Here is a 20,351-nt window from a genome sequence, read left to right as displayed (position 1 = left end):
TGTTCTGTTTTTTAAGATTAAAATGCGACATTAATTCCGAATATAAAAGAACGGCTGCGAGGATATGCTCCCGAATCCACACCTGGTGTCAGGCTGCTCGACATAGTAGAAACTTCAGGATCAAACCCTGTATATTTAGTCCATGTGGCTAAGTTGTTGCCTGTTGCATACAAACGTAAGTTACTTAATCCTATTTTGCGGATTGTGCTTTTGGGGAAAGTATATCCGATGGTGATATTACTTAATTTCAAGAATGAAGCATCTTCTACGCCCCATGAGTGAATGTAATTATCACCACCCTCTGCATCGTAGTAGGCAGGTAAGGTTTTACCTGCATTAAGAGCGGTCAATTCAGTAGGATCTGTTACGACTTGTCCGTTTGCGCCGATAGTCATCCAGCGGTTCGAACTATTCATGACATTTAATGCGTTATAGTTTTTGTTGCCGATTTTAGAGTTGATGAGCTTAGTGGCGTTCAGCACCTCATTTCCATAGCTGAATGTCAAGAATACGCTTAAATCAAAATTCTTCCATGTGAAAGTGTTATTCAAGCCACCATAAAAGTCTGGATTAACATCGCCGATAACAGTCTTGTCATTTTCATCAATGATTTCGTCATCGGTCAGATTCTTGAATTTCCACATACCCGGTCGGACCGAATTACGGTCACCATGATAAGGAATACCATCTTTAAGAGTGTAAGCCTGTTTATCAGCATCGTAATTGAAATCGCTTACTTGATACAAACCTTCTGTTTGGTAGCCGTAAAATTGTCCTAAAGGTTCTCCGACAGCTAACTTATGAGTGTTTAAGTTAAAACCGAATTTAGCTTCATACAACTGCACTGCTTCACCTGTTAAGGCTTCAACTGTATTTTTATTGTGCGATAGTGTCAGAGTAGTATTCCAGTTGAAATCTTTAGTAGCGATGTTCACGGAATTGATTGTTAAGTCAAGTCCCATGTTTTTGGTTTCACCAGCATTAATAACCATGCTTTGATAACCGGAGGAGTAGGGCAATATGGCGTTCAATAATAAGTTACTGCTTTTATTGACATAGAATTCAGGAGAAATGGTTAACCTTTGATTCAGGAACCCAAAGTCCATACCTAAGTTGAATGTTTTATTAGCTTCCCACTTTAAATCGGGATTTGGTATCTGACTGGGTGCATATCCTGCTACAGTGCCATCTCCCATAATAGCGGAAATAGAACTTAAAATGGCTAAACTATTATAGCTTCCGATACGATTATTACCTGCCAAACCATAACCTATTCTGAACTTCAAATCAGAAAAAAGATTGAGATTCTTGATGAATTCTTCTTCCCCCAAGCGCCAGGCAGCTGATACGGCAGGAAAATACCCCCACTTATTGTTCTTTCCAAACTTGGACGAACCATCAGCCCGAAGTGAAGCCGTAAATATATATTTGTCGGCAAAGTCATAGTTGATACGTCCGAAGAAAGAAATTAATTTATCATCGTAGTTCTCACTTGATTCCGGAATTCCGGCAATACCTAATGATAAATCACCCAATCCGATTTCATCGTTAGGGAAATTACTGGCTGATGCTTTGAAATATCGATCCCAACGGTTCACAAATTCTTGTCCTATCATGGCGGTAAAGCTATGACGATTGAAATCTTTAGCATAAGTCAAGACATTAGAAGTTTGGAAACTTCCGGTTTCTTTGTTCATAATAGAACCGTTTATGCTAGAACGTTTGCCAATTATTGATTCGTCGCCGTAGAACATTTCATGTCGGAATGTCTGGTAGCGCATACCGGTAGTATTGCGGAAGGTCAACCCATCTATGATATTGAATGTTAAGCTACCGTTGGCCTGAAAAGTGCGGTATTCCTTGTTGTTTTCTTCCTCTCTGGCAGAAATAAGCGGGTTTTGCATCACATTTCCACTTTCGTCAGCCAACAAAGGGTCTTCACCCGACAGTAAATCATAGTCATTACCTTCTATGCCAATAGTGGGACGATACTGTATGATGTGCGTCATCTTGTTGAAACGGGCTTCTGTATTGGACCCATCCTCTCCGGTTCCATTTCCTGAAGTGCCCACTCCATAAATATTTAGTTGGTCAAAACTGATACGTCCGGTTACAGATAAACGTTTGCTGATTTCGCTATTTACACTAAGAGATATATTGTGCTTATGGTTTCCACTATACATCATGGCACCTTCGTCCTTGAAGTAACTGTAAGCCATGTTATACTGTGTTTTTTCACCACCTCCGTTTATACCGACACGATAGTTTTGTGCAACAGTGGTGCGTCCCAAAACTTCTTCTTGCCAGTTGATACCTTTGCGGCTTCCATAGTTAGCCCGGATATCTTTGAAGTCTCCATAACGTTTTTGCCATTTGGCTATTCCCTCTTCTGAATCAGATGCGCTCACAGTTCTTTCATAATCAGCCAATACGTATTCATAAGGGTTCAGTACATCCAGTTGGTTGGCTAATTTCCTTACACCTACGTAACTGTCAAATGTAATAGTTGCTTTCCCTTTATTCTTGGCTCCGTTTTTGGTAGTAATTACCACTACGCCATTAGCACCCCGTGCTCCATAAATAGCGGTAGCCGAAGCATCTTTCAATATGTCGATAGTCTCTATTTCCGCGGGATCCAAGGTTGACATGCCGTCTTCGGTGGGGAAACCGTCGATGACATATAGCGGTTCGTTGCTTTGGGTGATAGAAATACCTCCACGTACGCGGATAGAGATAGATGCTCCGGGAGCACCTTCACTTTGCGATACTTGTACGCCTGCCATGCGTCCTGCCAATGCCTGAGTTATATCTGAAGTTGGTATTTTCAGCAATTCTTCGCTTTTGACGGAAGCTATGGAGCCAGTCAAATCCTTGCGTTTTACTGTTGCATAGCCGATGGCTACTACTTCATCCAGCATCATGGCATCTTCTTTCAAAACAATATCAAGTTGACTTTTTCCTTTCAATTCTACATTAAGAGTAACATATCCTATGAAAGAAATAACGAGAGTTCCGTTTTCGGGAACATCGATTGTAAATCTACCGTCAATATCTGTAATGGTTCCGGTGGTAGCTCCTTTGACACTTACATTGGCACCGATAATGGGTTCTCCCGTTGCATCTTTTACAATACCGGAAATTTTCTTGTATTGCGAGAGGCTTGTGATGGAATTCTTTTCATTAATGGAAAGTGAAGAATCTTTCTTGTCTTTGGCATACCCTGAAAAGCAGCATACACTTGTAAACAACGAAAGTAATAACATTCGCTTGATTTTGTCTTTCATTTTAATCTTGATCATAATATTAATAATAGGTTAATAACTATTAGAATTTGTTTCCTACAAAAGTAGTAAACCGAGTTATTAAGCTATTTTTATTATGTTGAAAGAAGCTTAGGAAAAGCGTGTAATGATTTGGTTTTTGTTGAACTTCATTTTCATTTTGTCCTTTTGACCCTGAATCCTGCGAATAGCACATGATTTTTCAATAATCGTAAACCGAAATGGCCATCACCTTCATTCCCTTTCAGAGGATGGCTGAAGAGCATTTCATCATTGACAAAGAAATAGGTAATGTTTTTCTTCACTTGTATGCGGATGTGGTACCAACGGTCAGGAGAAAGTAGGTGTTGTTTGTCGGTGTATTCCTTTATGACGGGTCTTGCCAGCGAGTCTTTCAGGTCGGGACCTCCTCCTAAATATCGGCGAAAGCGGGTGGTGGAATTGTGATTGCCTCCGTAACCTACGTAGAAGAGTTTTAGAGTTTTGTAATTGGGGAAGAATCCGTTTCTGTATTGACTGCGGGCGAACAAATCGTCTGGATGATCCGGATCGTTGGCACCCCAGAAGCAGTTCAGGTCGCTCAGACGGTCGTGCTTTCCTCCTTGCATGACGAAACAGGCAGAGTAGCTGATTTCATACTCTCCGGACAGACGATTTTTGTACCACAGTGTAAAACCTTTAGGGGCTGTGATATCCAGTGTATCTCCTGATACGCTGATGTGCATATTACCGGAATGATCTTCTGCAAACCATTGCTTCAAGGTTATTGGTTCTTGTGCATGGAGCGTAAAAGATAAGGATAGGAAAATGCTTCCTGAGATTGTTCCGAGAATAGATTTGTGTACCATAACTTTGTGTATTATAATTTGGAGCAAAGTTAAGGTGATACAGTATATCCGCATTCCGGAAATGTTGAATTGATTTTTAATTCTGTTGAGTACCTTTGTTTTTTGTATATTCCGATGGCATGTAACCGAAGTATTTCTTGAAACTGGTAGCAAAATAGGAAGGGGAGTTAAACCCTACCATTGTGCTGATTTCTGCTATCGTATAGCGTTTCTCATCCAACAGTTTGCACGCATGGTTGTAGCGTATCTTACGAATAAATTCATTCGCCGATTCCCCGGTCAATGCTTTCATTTTCAGATGCAGGTTGGACCGGCTCATGCACATCTCACCGGCAAATATTTCTGTAGAGAAATTTATGTCGTCGAGATGCTTTTCCACTATCTCTACCGCTTTCTTCAGTAGCCCCTCGTCCAAGGGATTCAGAGCAATCTTTTCCGGCTCGATTTCCAAAGAATTGGAATAGTGTTGAAGGATGTGATGGCGCGTACGGAACAGATTCTTGATTTTCATTGTAAGCAAGGATAAGGAGAATGGTTTGGGAATGTAATCGTCCGCACCGACCTCTAATCCCTCTAGTTGTTCTCTTAGATCAGCTTTGGCAGAGAGGACAATGATGGGAATGTGGCAAAAATGAAGATTGCTTTTCACCCGTTTGCAGAGTTGCAGACCGTCCATTATGGGCATCATGACATCAGTCAGGATCAGATCAACACTCTGCTCCTTTATCTGTTCTAAAGCTTCTTCGCCATTTCCGGCTTTCAGTATATGATAGTTGTTTTGCAGTGAATCATTCAGATATTGCTGTATCTCTACATTGTCTTCCACAATCAGGATGGTCTCTTTCTTGGAGTCTGCTTCATCCGGGGTTTTATCTGTTTCTGTTTCCGGCTCTGCATCAACAATATACATCTGCTGTTCATTGGTGGTATAGGCTGCTTTCTGGTTCTCTTCTTCGGCTGTATTGGCTTTTTCGTCAGGGCGGTAGCTCTCTTCGGTGGTCGGCAAGTAGATAGAAAAAGTGCTGCCTGCTCCCTCCTGACTCTCTAAGGTGATGTTCCCATGATGCAAGTCCACCAACCGGTGTACTAATGAAAGTCCGATGCCACTGCCTAAGTGTTCGTGACCTACCTGATAGAAACGTTCGAAAATTTTTCCCTGTTGCTCTTTGGGAATACCCGTACCGGTATCTTTTACCTGCAATACCAGGTTGTCTCCTTCTTCTTTTATCGTCACGGTGATGCTTTGCTCTTCTTGGGTATATTTGAAGGCATTGGACAACAGGTTATTCACAATCAGTTCCAGATAGTTCGGGTCGCAAAGTATTGACTTGTTCTCTACTTCCGAATAAAGGTTATAAGTTATCTTTTTGCGTTGTGCCAGTTTCTCATAGAAGAGGAAGCTCTTTGCGATGACTTGATGAATCGGATTGTATCTCACTTTCAGGTTGAACACTCCTAATTCCGCTCTTCTGTAATCCATGAGTTGATTGACCAAATGCAGCAGCCGGTTTGTGTTCCGCTGTATATGTTCTAATTGTTGTTGTGCCCAACGGTCGTTTATCTTCTCAAGCAATTCTTGCAGGGGAGCGAGGATTAATGTCAGCGGAGTGCGTAATTCATGAGAAATATTGATGAAGAAACGCAATTTCATTTCATTGGTCTCTTTTTGCCGCTCTTTGTCTACCCGTTCCAGCTGTATCTGCGCTTCCATGCTTTTACGAATCCAGAAGTAACGGATAATGAAGGCTGTAATTGAAATGAAAGCGGCAGCGAATAATAGGAAAGCCCACCAAGTCTTATACCAGACGGGGAGTATGATAATCTCTAATTCAGTAGGCGTATTATTCCATTTGCCGTCATTATTGGCAGCTTTCACGAGGAAACGATAAGTGCCGTGTGGCAGATTGGCGTATGAGGGGGTGCGGAACCCTTCGGTATGGTACCACTCTTTGTCATATCCTTCCAGCATATAGGCAAAAGAGTTGTGGTTACCCGCTATATAGTTGGAGACTACAAATCTGATGGAAAACATGGATTGTTCTGCGGTCAGGGTGATGCTCCGGGTTTCACTGATGTCTTTTTCCAATATGTTGCTTTCATCATTGGGGCGGACGGGTTTATTGAAAATAGATAGCTGCGTAATCACTACCGGCGGGGTATAGGGGTTTTCAGTCAGTAGTTCGGGGCGAAAAGTAGTGATGCCATTGATGCCTCCAAAGTACATTTTCCCATCGCTTGCCAAGTGATGGGCTTGAGTAAATTGGTTGCTCTGCAATCCGTCTATACTGGCATAGTTGCGGAAATTCTCCATTTTGGGTTGATAGCAACTCAATCCTTGGTCCGTACTGATCCATAGTCTTTCCAAAGAATCTTCCAATATGCTATAAGTTACATTGTTAGGAAGCCCTTCCGCAGTGGTATATTGTTTTATCTCTCCAGACTCTTCATTGAAACGATATATTCCGCTTCGTGTCCCTATGTAGAAGATGCCGTTGCGGGATTCATAAATGCAATTAATGAATTTCCGGGTTACAGTAGATTCGGCAGGTAGTAACTGAATCCTCTGCAAGTCGGATGCTTCCTGTTTATAGATAGTTATTCCTTCTTCGGTTCCGAACCACAGACGCTTTTTGCTGTCCCTGAATATCATGGTGATTTTGGTACTCTTAAATGGTGTTCCGTCCTTTTCAGCAGTCAGAGGTGTAAATGTTTTCTGTTGTGGATTGAAGCGGACAAGTCCTCCAAGCGTTCCTAACCAATACTCACCGTTGCCGATAGGTATGATAGCATAAGTACTTTGGGAAGCAACGGTCGGGGTATGGATATTCTTAAATGTTTCAATGCGCCCGGAGTTGCGGTTCAGTATGCTAAGCCCTCCGGCATGCATGCCAATATAAACCAGGTTCCGTTCTTCATCTACATATATGGTTTTTATGTCATTGGAACCTAATCCGTCTTTCTTTGTATAATGCTTGAAAGTATGGGCTTTTGTGTCATAATGATTCACTCCACCGCTGTTCGTTCCTATCCATAAGTTTTTTCGGGCATCTTCCACGATGCATCCTATTACATTGTCGTTCAATGAATTTTTATTGGCTACGGACCGGATATTCCTGAACCGGTTCTTTAGTGGATGATAATAATTCAGCCCGCCGAAGAATGTGCCTACCCACGTCCCTCCTTGTGTGTCCATAAATATGCTTCGGATGGACGTTTGTGAAAGGCTGCCTTCTTTCAAAAGATTACTTTCATACGTTGTGAAGGAGTCGTTTGCTTTATTGTAGATGTTGAGAGAGTTGATGGTACCTATCCAAAGTCGGTCTTGATCGTCTACGGCAAGGGAACGTATGTAGTTGGAACTGATATAAAATTTGTTTTTGTCTGTATTGGCGGTGTAATTGCTTAAGATCTCTCCGTTCTGAGGATTTATAAGGAATAAGCCGTATCCTTCAGTTCCCACCCACAGTCGGGTGGATGATTGTTGTAAAATGGGAAGTATATTTTTGTTTTTCAGTATTTCGGGGGCAATAGCTCTGAAAGTGTTTTGGGAGATGGAGTATAAGAATAAGCCTTGAAAACTTCCTATATAGATATTATCCCCTTTCCGGTAGAGGGTAGTAGGTACTAACGTAAACAAATCGGGAGTTAGCGGGCAGTCTTTGGTGAATTTTCCCGCTTCGACGTCAAAAGCCAGTAGCTCATTGTCAATCATAACAAGCAGCAGTCTCTTGTTCACCTCAATGATCTTACTCACCAACATATTCTTTCCGTCTTTTTTGTGCTCAAAATTCAGGAACACATCCTTGTTGTTGTCATAAAGCGAAAGTCCTTCGGAGGTGCCCACCCACATTCTGTTTTGGCTGTCGATCTTGATCGTGCGGATAATGTCACTGGCAATGCTATTCGGTATTTTCTCGTTGTGTTGGTAGACTGTGAAATTGTAACCGTCATACTTATTCAGACCATCATAGGTGGCAAACCACATGCAGCCGTGCTTATCTTGCGCAATATCAAATACGGTACTTTGTGACAACCCTTCGTCCAGTCCGATATGGACAAAACTGATGGGTTCCGTTATTTGTGAGAAGAGGGAACATGAGAATATTCCGGATAGTATTAGAAGTAAGATTTGCTTTGCCATGGCTGATATAATATAAATGTTAGGTAAAGATATATAAAAGACTTCATTTCTACCAATGTTAATGGCAGAAATGAAGTCTTTTTTTATAATCCTATATGTAGCAATTGATTATTCTACCGGATTTATAGGGAACCATATAGCGTTTGTTTGTTGATTAACTTCAGATAACGCAACAATCCTTCCATATAATAATAGTCGGCATACGAGAGCGCTCCATCCAGTTCGCTATTGCGCAGGAAGTTGCCGGTTGCATGCTTCAGGATGAAGAATTGATGTGTGCCCGGATCAGCCAGATACTCCGGTGAGGAGAGGCTTTTCAACTGTTTCTCTCCGGCATCGAAGTACTTCTTTCCTTGAGTGGAGTAGGTGCTGAGTTCCATCAAAGCCGAAGCCATCAAAGCGGCGGCTGAGGTATCCCGCATCTTCGAACGGTGGGGCGATGAGTAGTCCCAATAGGGGATCAGGTCGGTGGGCATATTGGGATGATCCAGCAGGAAGTCAGCGATTCGTTCCGCATGTCTCAGGTATTTCCGGTCGCCTGTCTCCCGATACATCATGGTGAAGCCGTACAATCCCCAGGACTGTCCGCGCGACCAGGTAGATATTTTCGTGTCGTCCGAACCGTTGTTCCAGTCGAACTTGCGGAGTTTACCCGTTTCCGCTTCGTAGTCCACTACATGCGGGCACGAAAGATTGTCGCGATACTGGTACTTCATGGTCTTGTCCGCATGCGAAATGGCGATATGCTTCAAGGTGGTATCACCGGACAATTTGTACGCTTCCATCATCAGTTCCAGGTTCATCATATTGTCGATAATAACCGGAAACTGCCAGTCGCGGCTTTCGTCCGGTTCCCACGACATGATGAGCCCGGTTTTGTAGGAGTAGCGGGAACTTAGGGTCTTGGCGGAGCGGAAGATGATTTGCCGGTATTCCTTTTTCTGCGTCAGTAGCCAACCATTGCCGTAGCTGCAATACATCTTGAAACCAACGTCGTGGTCAAAGGCATTGAACTGTTCCGGTTCCATCAGTTCGGTGGCGTGTGCCGCACGGGTCTTCCAGATGCTGTCGTTTGTATAGGCATATAGATACCAGAGGGTTCCCGGGAAGAATCCGGCTGTCCAGTCCGTTGTTGCTACCATTCCGTTTTGGATGGAACGGGGGAGTCGGGAGGTGGACTTCACGACTTCAAACATTTGCTCCGATTGTTGGGCAGCTACCGATAATGCTTTCCGGCTCCATTCGGGAACATTCAGCTTTTTTAGGGGTAGGTTCTGCGCTTTTGTTTCTGTGCAACAGCATATCAGCAAGAATGCGATGTTGGCATGGATGATTCTTGCAATGCAGGCATGGATGATTCTTGGAAAACTTGTCTTATATATCTTCTTCATGTCTTAGGGTTGTGTCTTTAATTCGTCTGCCATTTGCTTCTGGAACTCTTTTATCATGGCCTCCAGTTTGGTGGTGACTTCCGGGTGCTGCTTCGCCAAGTTATTGGTTTCTTGCGGGTCTTTCTCCATGTCGAAGAGTGCCAGTTCTATCTTTCCACCTTTGTTGAGCTGTATGCCGGGGTGTCCGTCTTTGCCCGGAGTGGTCACGGTGCGGTATTCGTGGGGGGTGACGCATTTCCATTTTCCGTCGCGCACGGCCTCTACCGTTCCATCATATACAAAGTAGAAAGGTTGGTGTGCCTGTGGTTTTCCCGTCAAGGTCTGCCATACGTTCTCTCCGTCGAACTTGTTCATTCGGGGCATTTGCGAGCCGGTCAGTTCTATCAAGGTGGGGGCGAGGTCGATAGCGGACAAGAACTCATCCGACACACTTCCTGCCGGGATTTGTTTGGGCATGCGGGCGATGAAAGGCACCCGTTGACCGCCTTCAAAAGTAGTTCCTTTTCCTTCGCGCAGTCCGCCGTTGGATCCGCCGTGATCTCCATAGCTCAGCCAGGGGCCGTTGTCCGAAGTGAACAGTACCAGTGTGTTTTCATCCAGTCCGGTGCGTTTCAGGGTTTCCATGATTTGTCCTACCGACCAGTCTATCTCCATAATGACGTCCGCATACAATCCTTCGCCGGATTTACCTTTGAACTTGTCCGATACGCCCAGTGGAACGTGGGGTTGTGTATAGGGCAGATAGAGGAAGAACGGTTCGTCTTTATGTGTCTCAATAAACTGCATGGCACGCTCGGTCAGACGAGTGGTCATTTGGTTTACGGTGGGATTATATTCCACTACCTTTTCGCCGTCATATAAAGGAAGCGCCGGGTAATCATGGTCCGGTTTCGGGTGGAAAGGCCACATGTCATTGGAGTAGGGGAGACCGAAGAACTCCGTGAACCCATGTCGGAGGGGCAGATGTTCGGGACGGCAACCTAAATGCCATTTGCCGATAATCCCAGTGGCATAATTGTTTTGCTTCAGATAGTCGGCGATGGTATATTCGGAAGATTCCAGTCCGTTCTCCGAGGTATCATCTACTACGCCCGGCAGTCCTACGCGTTCGGCATAACGACCTGTAAGTAGGGCGGCACGGGAAGGAGTGGAGGCGGCGGCGCCTGCATAGAAGTTCGTGAAGCGGGTTCCTTCGCTTGCCAGTTTATCCAGATGAGGCGTTTGTAAGCGTGGGTTGCCGTAGCACTTCATGTCTCCGTAGCCCTGGTCATCGGTCAGCAGAATCACGATGTTCGGTTGTCGGGTGGTGGAATTGTTCTCTTGGGTGTCCTTGCCCGCTTGAGCCGGCTTGGAGCCGTTGCAGGAAGATAATCCTGCAACGGTTAAACAGAGTATATATGCTTTATTCATAATCTATAAGTTATTTAATGTAAGTTCGATGAATTTGCAGAGTAACTTAGGTTATTTGGGAATGTTGATTACAATCGGTGTTGCCGCATAGAGGTCGGACTGATAGTTGTAGTGTGCCGCATCTCTGCTGTCGGGCAGTTCTACGGTCACTTTGCTGCCTTTGCCGTCTTTGCCGCCGGCTGCAATGGTCACGGTTTCACCTTCCATAGGATAGATGCCTCCAACTTGGTAATCGTACGTCCCTTCTGGAAGTTGGGTAGAGAGACTGAAAGACAATGTTTGTTTCTCTCCGTCGGGCATCGGGTTGTTAACGGATAGCGTCCAACTGTCTCCGTTATCGCATAGCATAATTTGGACTACGTCTTCGGATGCGACTTCCACGCCACCCACGGAGATGGTACCCGGTTGGAAGAAGGCATATTGCCAAGTCTTGTCCGGAGCAGAGTAAACGGCATGTGCGGTGCTTGCCAGTTGTGCGAACTCCACCTCTTCCTGTAACTCTTTCACCCGTTCCGCCATATCCTCCTTACTGATGTTCGGAATCATGATATAACGGTAGCTATTGTCCCACTCTTCTCCGGGTGTGACGCCGTGGTTCAGGGCGATGATGAAGCCGGGCGCTTTGCTTGCTTTTCTCCGGTCGGTGATATTTACTTCACTGCCGGTCTTTATTACTAACTGCAATTTCTTCTCAGGCAAGATGACATAGCCCTTCTCTCCTTGGTGCAGCCAGCAAATGCCCTCGATGCTTTCGGCAAGGTTGACCGACTCTTCGGGAGCCACTTCTTGTACCTTTCCGTTTACGCACCAAGTCAGCGGTCCGTTGAATACCGACTGGTCGATAAAGGTAGCTATCCCTGCCTGCTGCCCCGGACGCTTGCGGGCAATGCCACTGCCTTGGGCTATAATCTTGTCATTGATGAAGTGGTAAGACTTGTATGCGGTGGCAGAGCTGTATTTCTCTTTGGGCAGATGATGATAGATACCCATACCTGCTGTGCCGTCCGCCAGCACCCCGGCTATCTTGTTAAGTCCCGGCAGAGAAGCCTGTGCTCCGCCTTTCACCGGAAGCGGGTCGGTGCGCCACTCCTCGGTCAGTCCCGGCAGGGCATGCCAGTCAAAGCTCTTCAATACCTTGTCGGAATATTCGTCTCCTCTTACTTTCAGTTGCAGGATGCCATATCCTGCATGCCATGAGCGGCGTATCTTCTTGTCAAAGTCTTCGGCGCCCACGGTGCGTTCCGATTTCAGCTTCAGCGAACTGAAAAAGGGTGTTTCGTTTGCACCCCGGCGGTGTACCAAGTATTCGTTCACCCAGTAGGCATCGGTGCCGGAGTATTCGTAGGTGTTGGCTTTCAATAGCTTCAAAGTACCTTTCAGTTCTTCCACGCCTTCTATTTGTGCCTTCTTGCTGATGGCTTTCAACAGGTCGTTCACGGCTCTGGGGTAGGTTCTTTTCACGAACTTCTGCGGATCTTCCAAGAATGCGCGCCCGGCAACGATGAAGTCCATGTGCTGCTTGTAGAAGAGTTTGGGATAGACGTGTAGCAGGCGGTCCAGCTGGAATTGCAGGTATTTGCCCGGTATCTCGTAGGGGGTGTTCTTGAAGTATTGATACCCTGCGTTGCAATCCGTCAGCCACTCAAAGCCGTAAGATACCATGGCGGCATCGGTGCCGTTTCCGGTGTGGTGTGAGATGGTGCCGTCCGGCTGGAAGCCCGACTGGATGTATTTGTGAGCGGGGACGTTGTATTTGGTCATCCAATGCGCCACGTCTGCTGCCACACCGTTGGGGCTCCATCCGGGTGAGAAGCTGAATCCTTTGTAGGGCTTGTCCTGATAGAAATCGCTGTACCAATATTGCACGTAGGTCATCGGGCGGTTGTAGTCCGCCCAGATGATGGGCATGGCGAGCATGGTGCGCGAGCGGTGTCCCAAGTTGGCATCTGCCCATGCGCCTGCCGAGTAGAGCGTGTCTTGTATCTCTCCCCAGCGTTCCTTCGGGTTGTCGATGGCACGGCGGCTCTGAATGATGGAGGTGAATACCTGGAAATAGCGTATCAGCGCATCGTGTACTTGCAGGCAGGTTTCATCTCCTTGTTGCATGCCTTTCAGCAGGTCGGGCATCAAGTGGAGGACGGGTACTACCAGCGGGTCGGTCATGGTCCATTGGTGGGTAGCTATCTGATGGCCCGCCAACTTGTGTGAGGACAATAGGCTGAAGCCGTCGCCGGTACAGTTGCCGATGGGCTTGCCGTCTATCTCGATGTCGGTGCCCTCCACGGGGACGGACTTGGTGTAGGCGAGGATTGCTTGGTAGAGGGCATTTCTCAGTTCCTCCCGTTTCTGGGGTGACCCTTGCGGGCCATATACTTTGGAAGTGGCGTAGGCATAGCCCAATCCACCTATACGGTCGGCCACTTTCAGCCAGTCGTAGTCGATGGTGCCGCCTTGCCAGTGGTCGTCTTGGGAGACGGGACCGCTGTAATCCTGCGGACGGGTGGTGTAACATTTTTCTCCCTCAAACCGTCCGTTGTTACGTTTCAGTTCAATCAGGGTGGAGGCTATCTGTTCGTCGGTAGGTTTGACCTTGCCGTACATACGCTGGTTGTTGATGACGGTGGGGGTATAGCGTTCGTTGAACATCGACCAGAGCGTTTCCTTTACAATCTTTACTTGGATGTTGAACTTCTCTATCAGCTTGTTTCCGTCTTTTAAGGCTACGGTCATGCGGTAAGTGGAGGGCTGGTCGCCGGTGGTTTGTCCTTCACTCACGGTGAGTACGCCCATGATGCGTTTTGACAAGTCGTAGCGGGTGTCGATGCTGAAGAGGTTGTCTGCTGCCTGCTTCACGATTTCAAAGCGGTAGCCTTTGGGGATGGGGCGGGTGTGCACATCCTTGTTTCTCTCCAGATGGATGCGTCCGGTGACTTCGGTTCCTGCCGGACTGCCGACGGGGATGTCGAAGTAGTTGGCGAAAATCTTCTCTTGTGCCACTGCGGTGAGTTGTAGGCAGGGGCAGAGAAGGCAGATGATTAAGAGGTACAAATAGTTCTTTCTCATGGTGTTTATCTTTTATTATTAATATATGTTCTCCTTATATATAATGTAGGGAAGAAGTGCGTTGCATCACTCGCCTCCCACGGCTCGCGTATGTTTGGGCAGGAAGTCCGTATCTTCCCGGAGTTGCGGCACTCCCCGGTATTCGTCGTACAGGACGGAGGAGAAGGGATGTTTTCGGCGGTAGACTTCCTTGCCGGGCAGGGTCACATCTCCGTTGCCATAGCTGAACACAACCGGGTCCGTGCTGTGGGTGATGGTGACCGAGGGCTGATAGTCCGGATTCAGTTCCGCTTGGATCTGCCAGTCTCCGATATTGAAGTTGTTGCCGTCGTTGTGGACGGGCGTAGGGCTTTTGCCCTGATCGTAGACTTGCATAATGAACAGGAATCTGTTTGCCCGGCTGTCCTTGACGGTGGCGTTCAGGTGCCACTGGTTGGGATAGGCGGGATTGGGGACGTCGGTGGGCGGAACGACGAATTGGTCGGTCTGCGAAGTCCGGAAGTCTTTTCCACTGAACAGGCGGGCCTGCATGGTAAATCCTTTTTCCTTATTGACTGTGCTGAGGGTGAAGCCGTCCGATTCTATGTAGAAAGCGGTCGGGCTATGCAGCAGCCAGTCCCAGCGCACGGGCTCGGAGGCTTCCAGTTCATCGTAGATGACGATGATGTCGGGGTGCAACATCCACACGTGGCGCAGGTATTTGGTGAGCGGTGTAGCGCCGAAGCCGTTGTCGGGAGTCTGCGTGATGCCTGCCTCGGCAAAGTTTCCGAGCCAGTCTTTGAGGTCGCAGGTGTCGCGATAGGCTCCGGAGGCGTCGCCCAGGCAATAGCTGATATGGTCTCCACTGATGCCCCGCAGGATATTTCCGTAGGCTTCGGGGGTGAAGCTTTGTCCGATGCCGTTCACCAGGATGGTGTTGTGCGCACGGGTGTGGCGGTAGGACATGATGTGATGGGGCGAGGCATATTTCAGGTAATAGCCGGTGTTATGAAACACATCCACGCCTTTGTAAAGCAAGTTGAAGGCATTCTGATTGGCAAAGGTGTGCTGGCTGCAACCGTACCGGCTGGAACGGAAGGCCAGCGAGAGGTTGCGGTCGATGTGCGTTAGGTCGGAGTGCATCACCGCCTCTCCGGCATCTTTATACCAAATCATCCGGTCGATGTCTTGCGGCTGTTCAGTGTCGTAGGTGTAGGCATTTACGATGCGGTCTAATCTTAACAGGAAGTCTTGTCTGAGTTCGGTGACGCATTGTCCGGCATACCACCGGGCGTAGTTGTCGTTGAGGTTGCGGGCAATGAAATCGGCAAAGGCGATGCGTAGCCGATAGGGGGGGGCCGGGTCTTCGTTGCCGTCGCCGAAGCCACAGTTGCGCGAACCCACGGGCCAGGTATAGGTCATGGCTCGTCCGGCGGCTTTGTACCACGGGTGTTGCAGAAAGTCGGCACGGGTGAGGTGGGAGAGGAGCGACGGCATATAGGAGAGGGTCTCTACGTTGGTGTTGAAGTAGGTGACGCTGTTGTGCCACACGCCGTCGCGGTTGTAGCCCGAACCGGGGGCGCGTGCCGTCCATATTTCGTAGTAATATTCCAGGATGGTGCGTATCTCGGTGGCGTAGGGCGCTTTGTCGTACAGCATGTAGGCGGTCTGGAAGAAGGTACGCATGGTCTGCTGCCAGAAGTGGCTGTCGTATAGGTTGTTCTCCTGCGAACCGACGTATGCCTTGTAGTATCGGCGCGAAATGGCCATCAGCAGTTCTTCCGTGGCTGTACGCTCTGCTGCCGTAAGTTGGTCGTAGAGGGTGTCGTAGATGCGGAGGTAGGCAGTGGCGATGTGGGACGAGATGAAGTTGGAGGCAAACAACTCCTGCTCGGTGGGCGGACGTGACACCAGTTGGCGGAGTATCTCCAGCATCTTGTCCGAATAGGTCTCTTCTTGTGTCAGATAATAGGCTTGGAACAGGTAGTTGACGTAGTTGTCCAGGTTGATGGCGCTTTCCTTGTCTTGGTAGAAGGAGGCGATGTCGGTGAAGTCTTGCCGGAGGGCTGTGGTGGCACGTGATTTCAGTGCTTTGTACTCCGGATGTTTGGATAGGTTGGCGCGGGCTTCTTCGGCTTTGCTGTCGAGGAAGCAGTAGAGGCGCGGATGACCCACGGGGAGGTTGTCGAAGAGGACTTCGGCGGCGGGGGTGACGAATTTGGGGAGGTCGTCGGTGATGATGAAATGGTAGGTTTCGCTCCAGGGTTGCGGGGTGCCGTCGGCTGTGAGGGAGCGGAAACGCCAGTACCAGGTGCCGTTCTCCAGCGTGCGGTGGGGGTTGTACATGGACCAGCTTACGGCTTTGGAGGTCACGGTTTCTTCGGGCTTGAAGTCGGCGCTGCGCGAGAGGGCAAACTGAAGCAGGTCTTTGGCTTCCCTCATACATTCGGGCACGATGAGGGGGGGAGGGTTCAGAAACAGTTCATTATCCGCTTTCGGATAGGGGTGTTGACGGATATAGTCGTGATAGACATCCGTGTTTGTGGTACTTCCGCTTTCGCCGGGTAGCGGTTCTTCGAGGGTGTCGGAGGAGCAACCGCTGTGTGAGAGCAGGAAAAACAGGCCTATGAGCAGATAAAAGAGTTTCATGGGTTGGGTTATTTTTGGATGAATTTGATGAATTGGATGTGATAAGATTTCAGGCACGGAGTAATCCATGCCTGAAAAGTACCAAGAGTGTGCTTATCCTAACGGATTGTCGTTTTCGTCTCCGCTTCCCCCGGTTCCGCCGCCTTCGGTGGTTCCACTTTCGTCTACGATTGCGCCATTCCATTTCACCCAGCGTACAGAAGCGGGCGAGAGGGCACGTGTGGCGGTTCGTCCGGTGGCGAAGTGGGTCTCCGGGGTGAACCGCACACGGGTGCGTTCCACGTCATCGGGTACTACTTCTTTTTCCGTATCGCGTCCGCCTTTGCGTGCGTCGATGGTGTATCGAAAGAATCCCAAGTCTTGCAGATGCACGCTGCGTCCGCTGTTCATGCCTCTGGACATGACGGTGGGCAGCGAGGCGAGCACTGCTACGATGTCAGCTTTGCTGACGGTTGATATTTCGGCAATTTGTTCTGCCAGTTCGTCTATCTCCATGGGTTTGTCCACGAGTACGGCCGTCGGGTAGAATTTCCCGGTGGACTTCATTTTGGTTGGTTTGAAATAAGCCATAGTAATAATTATTTAGTTCTGCAATAGCGCATTTCGGAGATGTAGGGTTTGATGCCGTCAAAGTACGGGTTTGTCGTTGACAAAGTACGGGTTTGATGTCGTCAAAGCACGGGTTTGATACCGATGCCGCCAGCGATGCTTGTGGGCAGGGGGAAGGCCGGGTATCGTTTGTTTACAAATGGACTGAAAAGAAAGGCAAGGCAATGGGGGAGCTTTGCCTTTCTTGGGGTTGATGTAAGGTCGAATTGGGGGGCGTTACTACTTGGCTGCCGGAACCTCGAAGATGGTGAGGACGGGGCGCACCCAGCCTTTTACGATTTTATTGGTTGCTGGAGTTGCCTTAGCAAGAGAGTATAGTGGATTTGCATCCGCAGTATATTTCATTTGAGGAGCCATCAAGTTCGCTTTATCTACAGCAAGTGTAGAAGTCAGATAGTTCTGATTGGTCTCATCTGCCGTAAATGCATCTCCGATGGTTGCTGTGATAGCTGCATCTACCGTTGCTTTAAACGTTTCGTCTATTGCAATATCTTCTCCAAAACCATAATACATTCCGAGTGGTTGTAATATTTGGGCATAAGATGGAAGATACCAACCGCTTGTGCCTGTGGCGGGAGCGTCAGTCATGTCATTAATGGCTTCAATAGAAGGGTAATTTGCTGCTTCAAAGCCTGTGCTGCCGCTGATGCCTTGCATGTTGGCATATCCGTTGAAAGCAGTGAGGCTGCCATCTCCGGCGGGAAGATTAGTGAAGTCTGTGAGTGATGAAAACTGTGTATTGCGACCATTTCCTACACTTTTTAGTGCCATTACATAACCTTTGATTGTACTTCCTTCAGCAGCTTTGTCTCCATATTTTGCAATATCGTCGCCTTCGCCAGCACCTACATGGAAGATGATTCCGATGGCTGTTTTGCTTGCATTATATGCCGAGGACCAAGTTCCGTCACTGTAATAATATTGTCCGACTGCCATAGCACTTGGATCCGGGTATTTATCATTAATATCCACATCCACTGTAACGTTATTGTCTGCCGAGAAGTTAGCTTCCGCATTATTTTCTACATTGCTATCTAAAGAGATTTGACCAGCCTTGATGGTTTTTGTTTCAGTGCCGCCATCTTTCTTGGTAAATACGATTTCGATGTCCTTATCCAGTTTTGCCTTGTCTGCTGAAGCGAAGATGAAAGTAGAGAACAGCGTCTTGTCTTTCGGTTCAATACCTGTAGCTGCAATCTCCGTATAACCGGCAACTTTTCCGGTAGAAATATCGTACTTACTTGGTGCCATGAACTTTGGTGCCAAAGACGTGCAGCTGGCAAGATAATCAGAGTTATCCGTCAGAGTCACCTTGGTGAACGGGCGTTTCAGGGTTACGCTGAGGCTGCTTGTAGTACCGTTCTTATCTACCACTCCGCAGAAAGCATCGGCGGAAACGTTGTTAAAAAGGCTGGCATCTTTTTTATTGAAGTCAATAGCTTTCAGGCTCGTTGTGCTATAAAACAAGTCGGTGTACGTGGCAGGCTCATCGGCTGCTCTCGAAGCGGGTGCTGGGGTAGTAATGAAGTCCGCCCACAACAAACATTGGTAATTGGTAGCACTGGGCACGGTGAAAGTAAACTGCAACTTGCCGTCAGTGGCTTCCGATCCCAACTTCTCGATACGGGTAATCAGTTTTCCATTCTCTGCTTTGTCCCATACCTCAAGGATGCAACGCAACTGGTGTCCTTCGGCTGCTCCGGGCAACGCACGTGTAGAGATGTTATCTGGCAATTGAGCGGATAGGCTTACTGCTTGTTCTCCATTTTCGGTGTCGGAGATGATTTCTTCTTGACTGCATGAGGCAAACAACCCAATGCAAAGTGCCATGGCTAGGCTTAACAAACTTTTCTTCATGATCTTAGAATATTAAATTTAGTGATTATTAGGATTGATTCTTCTTCTATTTCTAATGATTGATTCTATTTCTTATAGTTGATTATTCTACTTCTATTTCATCCTTGATGCTGCCGTCGTAGTCCGGGTCGAAACCGATACCTCCCGACGGGTCGGCAGTGAGGAAGTTGGAACGGATGATGCAACTCTCATCCGCCTTGCACCCCAACAGCAGGTAGGTGAGGGCAACGACTGTTCCGCTTTCGTCCGTCACTTCCACGGCGATGGGGATGCCCGTTCCGTCGCTCGGCACAAATACGTGGTCGAAAGCGATGCTCACCTCTTTGGTCTCCGCTTCGGGAGTGACGATGCTGCGGCTGTAAGAGATGTATTGCAGGGCGTTCTTGGCTATCTCGTCCAGCGCATTGAATCCGGTATAGAAGAAGCTGGTGTAGCGCACGGTGATGGTGAACTTCTTGCCCTTGACTTCTCCGGCGGCTATCTTTTTAAGGAATTTAGTCACGTCGTCGGCTATCAGCTCATAGCGTGCCACGGGACGCTTTAAGTCTATCTTTATATTCTCCTGCTTGTCCCATTCGTTGCGATAGCGGCTCAGCGGCAATTCACGGCTGGCGTAGAGCACGTCCTTGTATTCGGCGTTGCCCGTGTAAGGCTCCGTATTGATGGCAGGCACCAGTGTGGTGGTGTTGTAGTATATGTCCGCTTCGCTGCCTGCCTCTACGTAGTCTGCCCATACCACGAGGCGGTAGTCGCGGGCATGCAGCTTCATGTTGACGTTGACGGAGGTCTCTTCGGCACCTGCCGAACGGTCTTTGTAGATGACCTGCCGCATGGCGAGTTGGCGGTTCTGATAGGCGTCCACGATGATGCGGTGGCGATAGACGGTTGTCGGTTCGTCGGCACGTGTATTCGTCCGTGTGGCGGCTGCTTCATCTATCTTCAAGTCGAGCGCAAGGTTGAGGTTTACGTTCACCCCGGTAGGGTCGACACCCAATTCGCCGTTTCCGGTGAGTTGCGGCTGCTCGTACAGGCACGAGGTGGCCAGCAAGGGCAGTAGTGCCAGGCAGAGCATCCGTTGGAGGATAGCGGTATGTGTTTTCTTTATCTTCATAACTTCCGGGTA

At 48.0% G+C, this 20,351-nt stretch carries 11 protein-coding genes; 1 reads left to right on the top strand and 10 read right to left on the bottom strand.

The features are described from left to right. Nucleotides 1-17 precede the first annotated feature (17 nt). The 8 genes from Q1W14_RS11375 to Q1W14_RS11340 all read right to left on the bottom strand — a co-directional run bounded on the left by Q1W14_RS11375 (nucleotide 18) and on the right by Q1W14_RS11340 (nucleotide 17,308). Nucleotides 18-3,299: a TonB-dependent receptor gene (locus tag Q1W14_RS11375; RefSeq protein ID WP_300701549.1), complete on the bottom strand. Its 3,282-nt coding sequence runs from the start codon at nucleotides 3,297-3,299 to the stop codon at nucleotides 18-20. Between the two features lie 137 nt (nucleotides 3,300-3,436). After that, nucleotides 3,437-4,129, bottom strand: coding sequence for a DUF6250 domain-containing protein (locus Q1W14_RS11370; RefSeq protein WP_300701547.1), 693 nt, complete (start codon nucleotides 4,127-4,129; stop codon nucleotides 3,437-3,439). Between the two features lie 76 nt (nucleotides 4,130-4,205). After that, a complete protein-coding gene (locus tag Q1W14_RS11365; RefSeq protein ID WP_300701545.1) occupies nucleotides 4,206-8,270 on the bottom strand; it encodes a two-component regulator propeller domain-containing protein in 4,065 nt (1,354 codons plus the stop codon). A 122-nt stretch (nucleotides 8,271-8,392) separates the two neighbouring features. Then, nucleotides 8,393-9,661, bottom strand: coding sequence for a glycoside hydrolase family 88 protein (locus tag Q1W14_RS11360; protein WP_300701543.1), 1,269 nt, complete (start codon nucleotides 9,659-9,661; stop codon nucleotides 8,393-8,395). A 3-nt stretch (nucleotides 9,662-9,664) separates the two neighbouring features. After that, nucleotides 9,665-11,071 carry a sulfatase-like hydrolase/transferase gene (locus Q1W14_RS11355; RefSeq protein ID WP_300701541.1) on the bottom strand — a complete coding sequence of 469 codons (1,407 nt, stop codon included), beginning with the start codon at nucleotides 11,069-11,071 and terminating at the stop codon, nucleotides 9,665-9,667. A gap of 51 nt (nucleotides 11,072-11,122) precedes the next feature. Further along, nucleotides 11,123-14,134: a polysaccharide lyase family 8 super-sandwich domain-containing protein gene (locus Q1W14_RS11350; RefSeq protein ID WP_300701539.1), complete on the bottom strand. Its 3,012-nt coding sequence runs from the start codon at nucleotides 14,132-14,134 to the stop codon at nucleotides 11,123-11,125. A gap of 66 nt (nucleotides 14,135-14,200) precedes the next feature. Beyond that, entirely contained in the window at nucleotides 14,201-16,762 is a 2,562-nt protein-coding gene (locus tag Q1W14_RS11345) for a DUF4962 domain-containing protein (RefSeq protein WP_300701537.1), read from the bottom strand. 93 nt (nucleotides 16,763-16,855) lie between these two features. Continuing rightward, entirely contained in the window at nucleotides 16,856-17,308 is a 453-nt protein-coding gene (locus tag Q1W14_RS11340; protein WP_300701535.1) for an HU family DNA-binding protein, read from the bottom strand. 119 nt (nucleotides 17,309-17,427) lie between these two features. Here Q1W14_RS11340 and Q1W14_RS11335 point away from each other — a divergent pair, with 119 nt between their 5' ends. Beyond that, a complete protein-coding gene (locus Q1W14_RS11335) occupies nucleotides 17,428-17,565 on the top strand; it encodes a hypothetical protein (protein ID WP_300701534.1) in 138 nt (45 codons plus the stop codon). A 25-nt stretch (nucleotides 17,566-17,590) separates the two neighbouring features. Here Q1W14_RS11335 and Q1W14_RS11330 read toward each other — a convergent pair whose 3' ends face one another. Both Q1W14_RS11330 and Q1W14_RS11325 read right to left on the bottom strand, forming a co-directional pair. Continuing rightward, nucleotides 17,591-19,228: a DUF6562 domain-containing protein gene (locus Q1W14_RS11330; RefSeq protein WP_300701532.1), complete on the bottom strand. Its 1,638-nt coding sequence runs from the start codon at nucleotides 19,226-19,228 to the stop codon at nucleotides 17,591-17,593. Nucleotides 19,229-19,310: 82 nt separating this feature from the next. Continuing rightward, on the bottom strand, nucleotides 19,311-20,339 hold the full coding sequence (locus Q1W14_RS11325; protein WP_300701530.1) for a DUF6562 domain-containing protein: 1,029 nt from the start codon (nucleotides 20,337-20,339) through the stop codon (nucleotides 19,311-19,313). Nucleotides 20,340-20,351 lie beyond the last annotated feature (12 nt).

It is taken from the genome of Bacteroides sp., assembly GCF_030151085.1.
Lineage (GTDB): Bacteria > Bacteroidota > Bacteroidia > Bacteroidales > Bacteroidaceae > Bacteroides.
The sequence above is the reverse complement of the archived record's forward strand: the minus strand, read 5'-3'. Positions and strand labels throughout refer to the sequence as shown.

What these genes read in the sequence shown, in the direction of transcription:
- Q1W14_RS11325 (WP_300701530.1), bottom strand. Translation starts at nt 20,339, where the DNA reads ATGAAGATAAAGAAAACACATACCGCTATCCTCCAACGGATGCTCTGC.
- Q1W14_RS11360 (WP_300701543.1), bottom strand. Translation starts at nt 9,661, where the DNA reads ATGAAGAAGATATATAAGACAAGTTTTCCAAGAATCATCCATGCCTGC.
- Q1W14_RS11370 (WP_300701547.1), bottom strand. Translation starts at nt 4,129, where the DNA reads ATGGTACACAAATCTATTCTCGGAACAATCTCAGGAAGCATTTTCCTA.
- Q1W14_RS11340 (WP_300701535.1), bottom strand. Translation starts at nt 17,308, where the DNA reads ATGAAGTCCACCGGGAAATTCTACCCGACGGCCGTACTCGTGGACAAA.
- Q1W14_RS11345 (WP_300701537.1), bottom strand. Translation starts at nt 16,762, where the DNA reads ATGAAACTCTTTTATCTGCTCATAGGCCTGTTTTTCCTGCTCTCACAC.
- Q1W14_RS11375 (WP_300701549.1), bottom strand. Translation starts at nt 3,299, where the DNA reads ATGATCAAGATTAAAATGAAAGACAAAATCAAGCGAATGTTATTACTT.
- Q1W14_RS11365 (WP_300701545.1), bottom strand. Translation starts at nt 8,270, where the DNA reads ATGGCAAAGCAAATCTTACTTCTAATACTATCCGGAATATTCTCATGT.
- Q1W14_RS11350 (WP_300701539.1), bottom strand. Translation starts at nt 14,134, where the DNA reads ATGAGAAAGAACTATTTGTACCTCTTAATCATCTGCCTTCTCTGCCCC.
- Q1W14_RS11335 (WP_300701534.1), top strand. Translation starts at nt 17,428, where the DNA reads ATGTCGTCAAAGCACGGGTTTGATACCGATGCCGCCAGCGATGCTTGT.
- Q1W14_RS11355 (WP_300701541.1), bottom strand. Translation starts at nt 11,071, where the DNA reads ATGAATAAAGCATATATACTCTGTTTAACCGTTGCAGGATTATCTTCC.
- Q1W14_RS11330 (WP_300701532.1), bottom strand. Translation starts at nt 19,228, where the DNA reads ATGAAGAAAAGTTTGTTAAGCCTAGCCATGGCACTTTGCATTGGGTTG.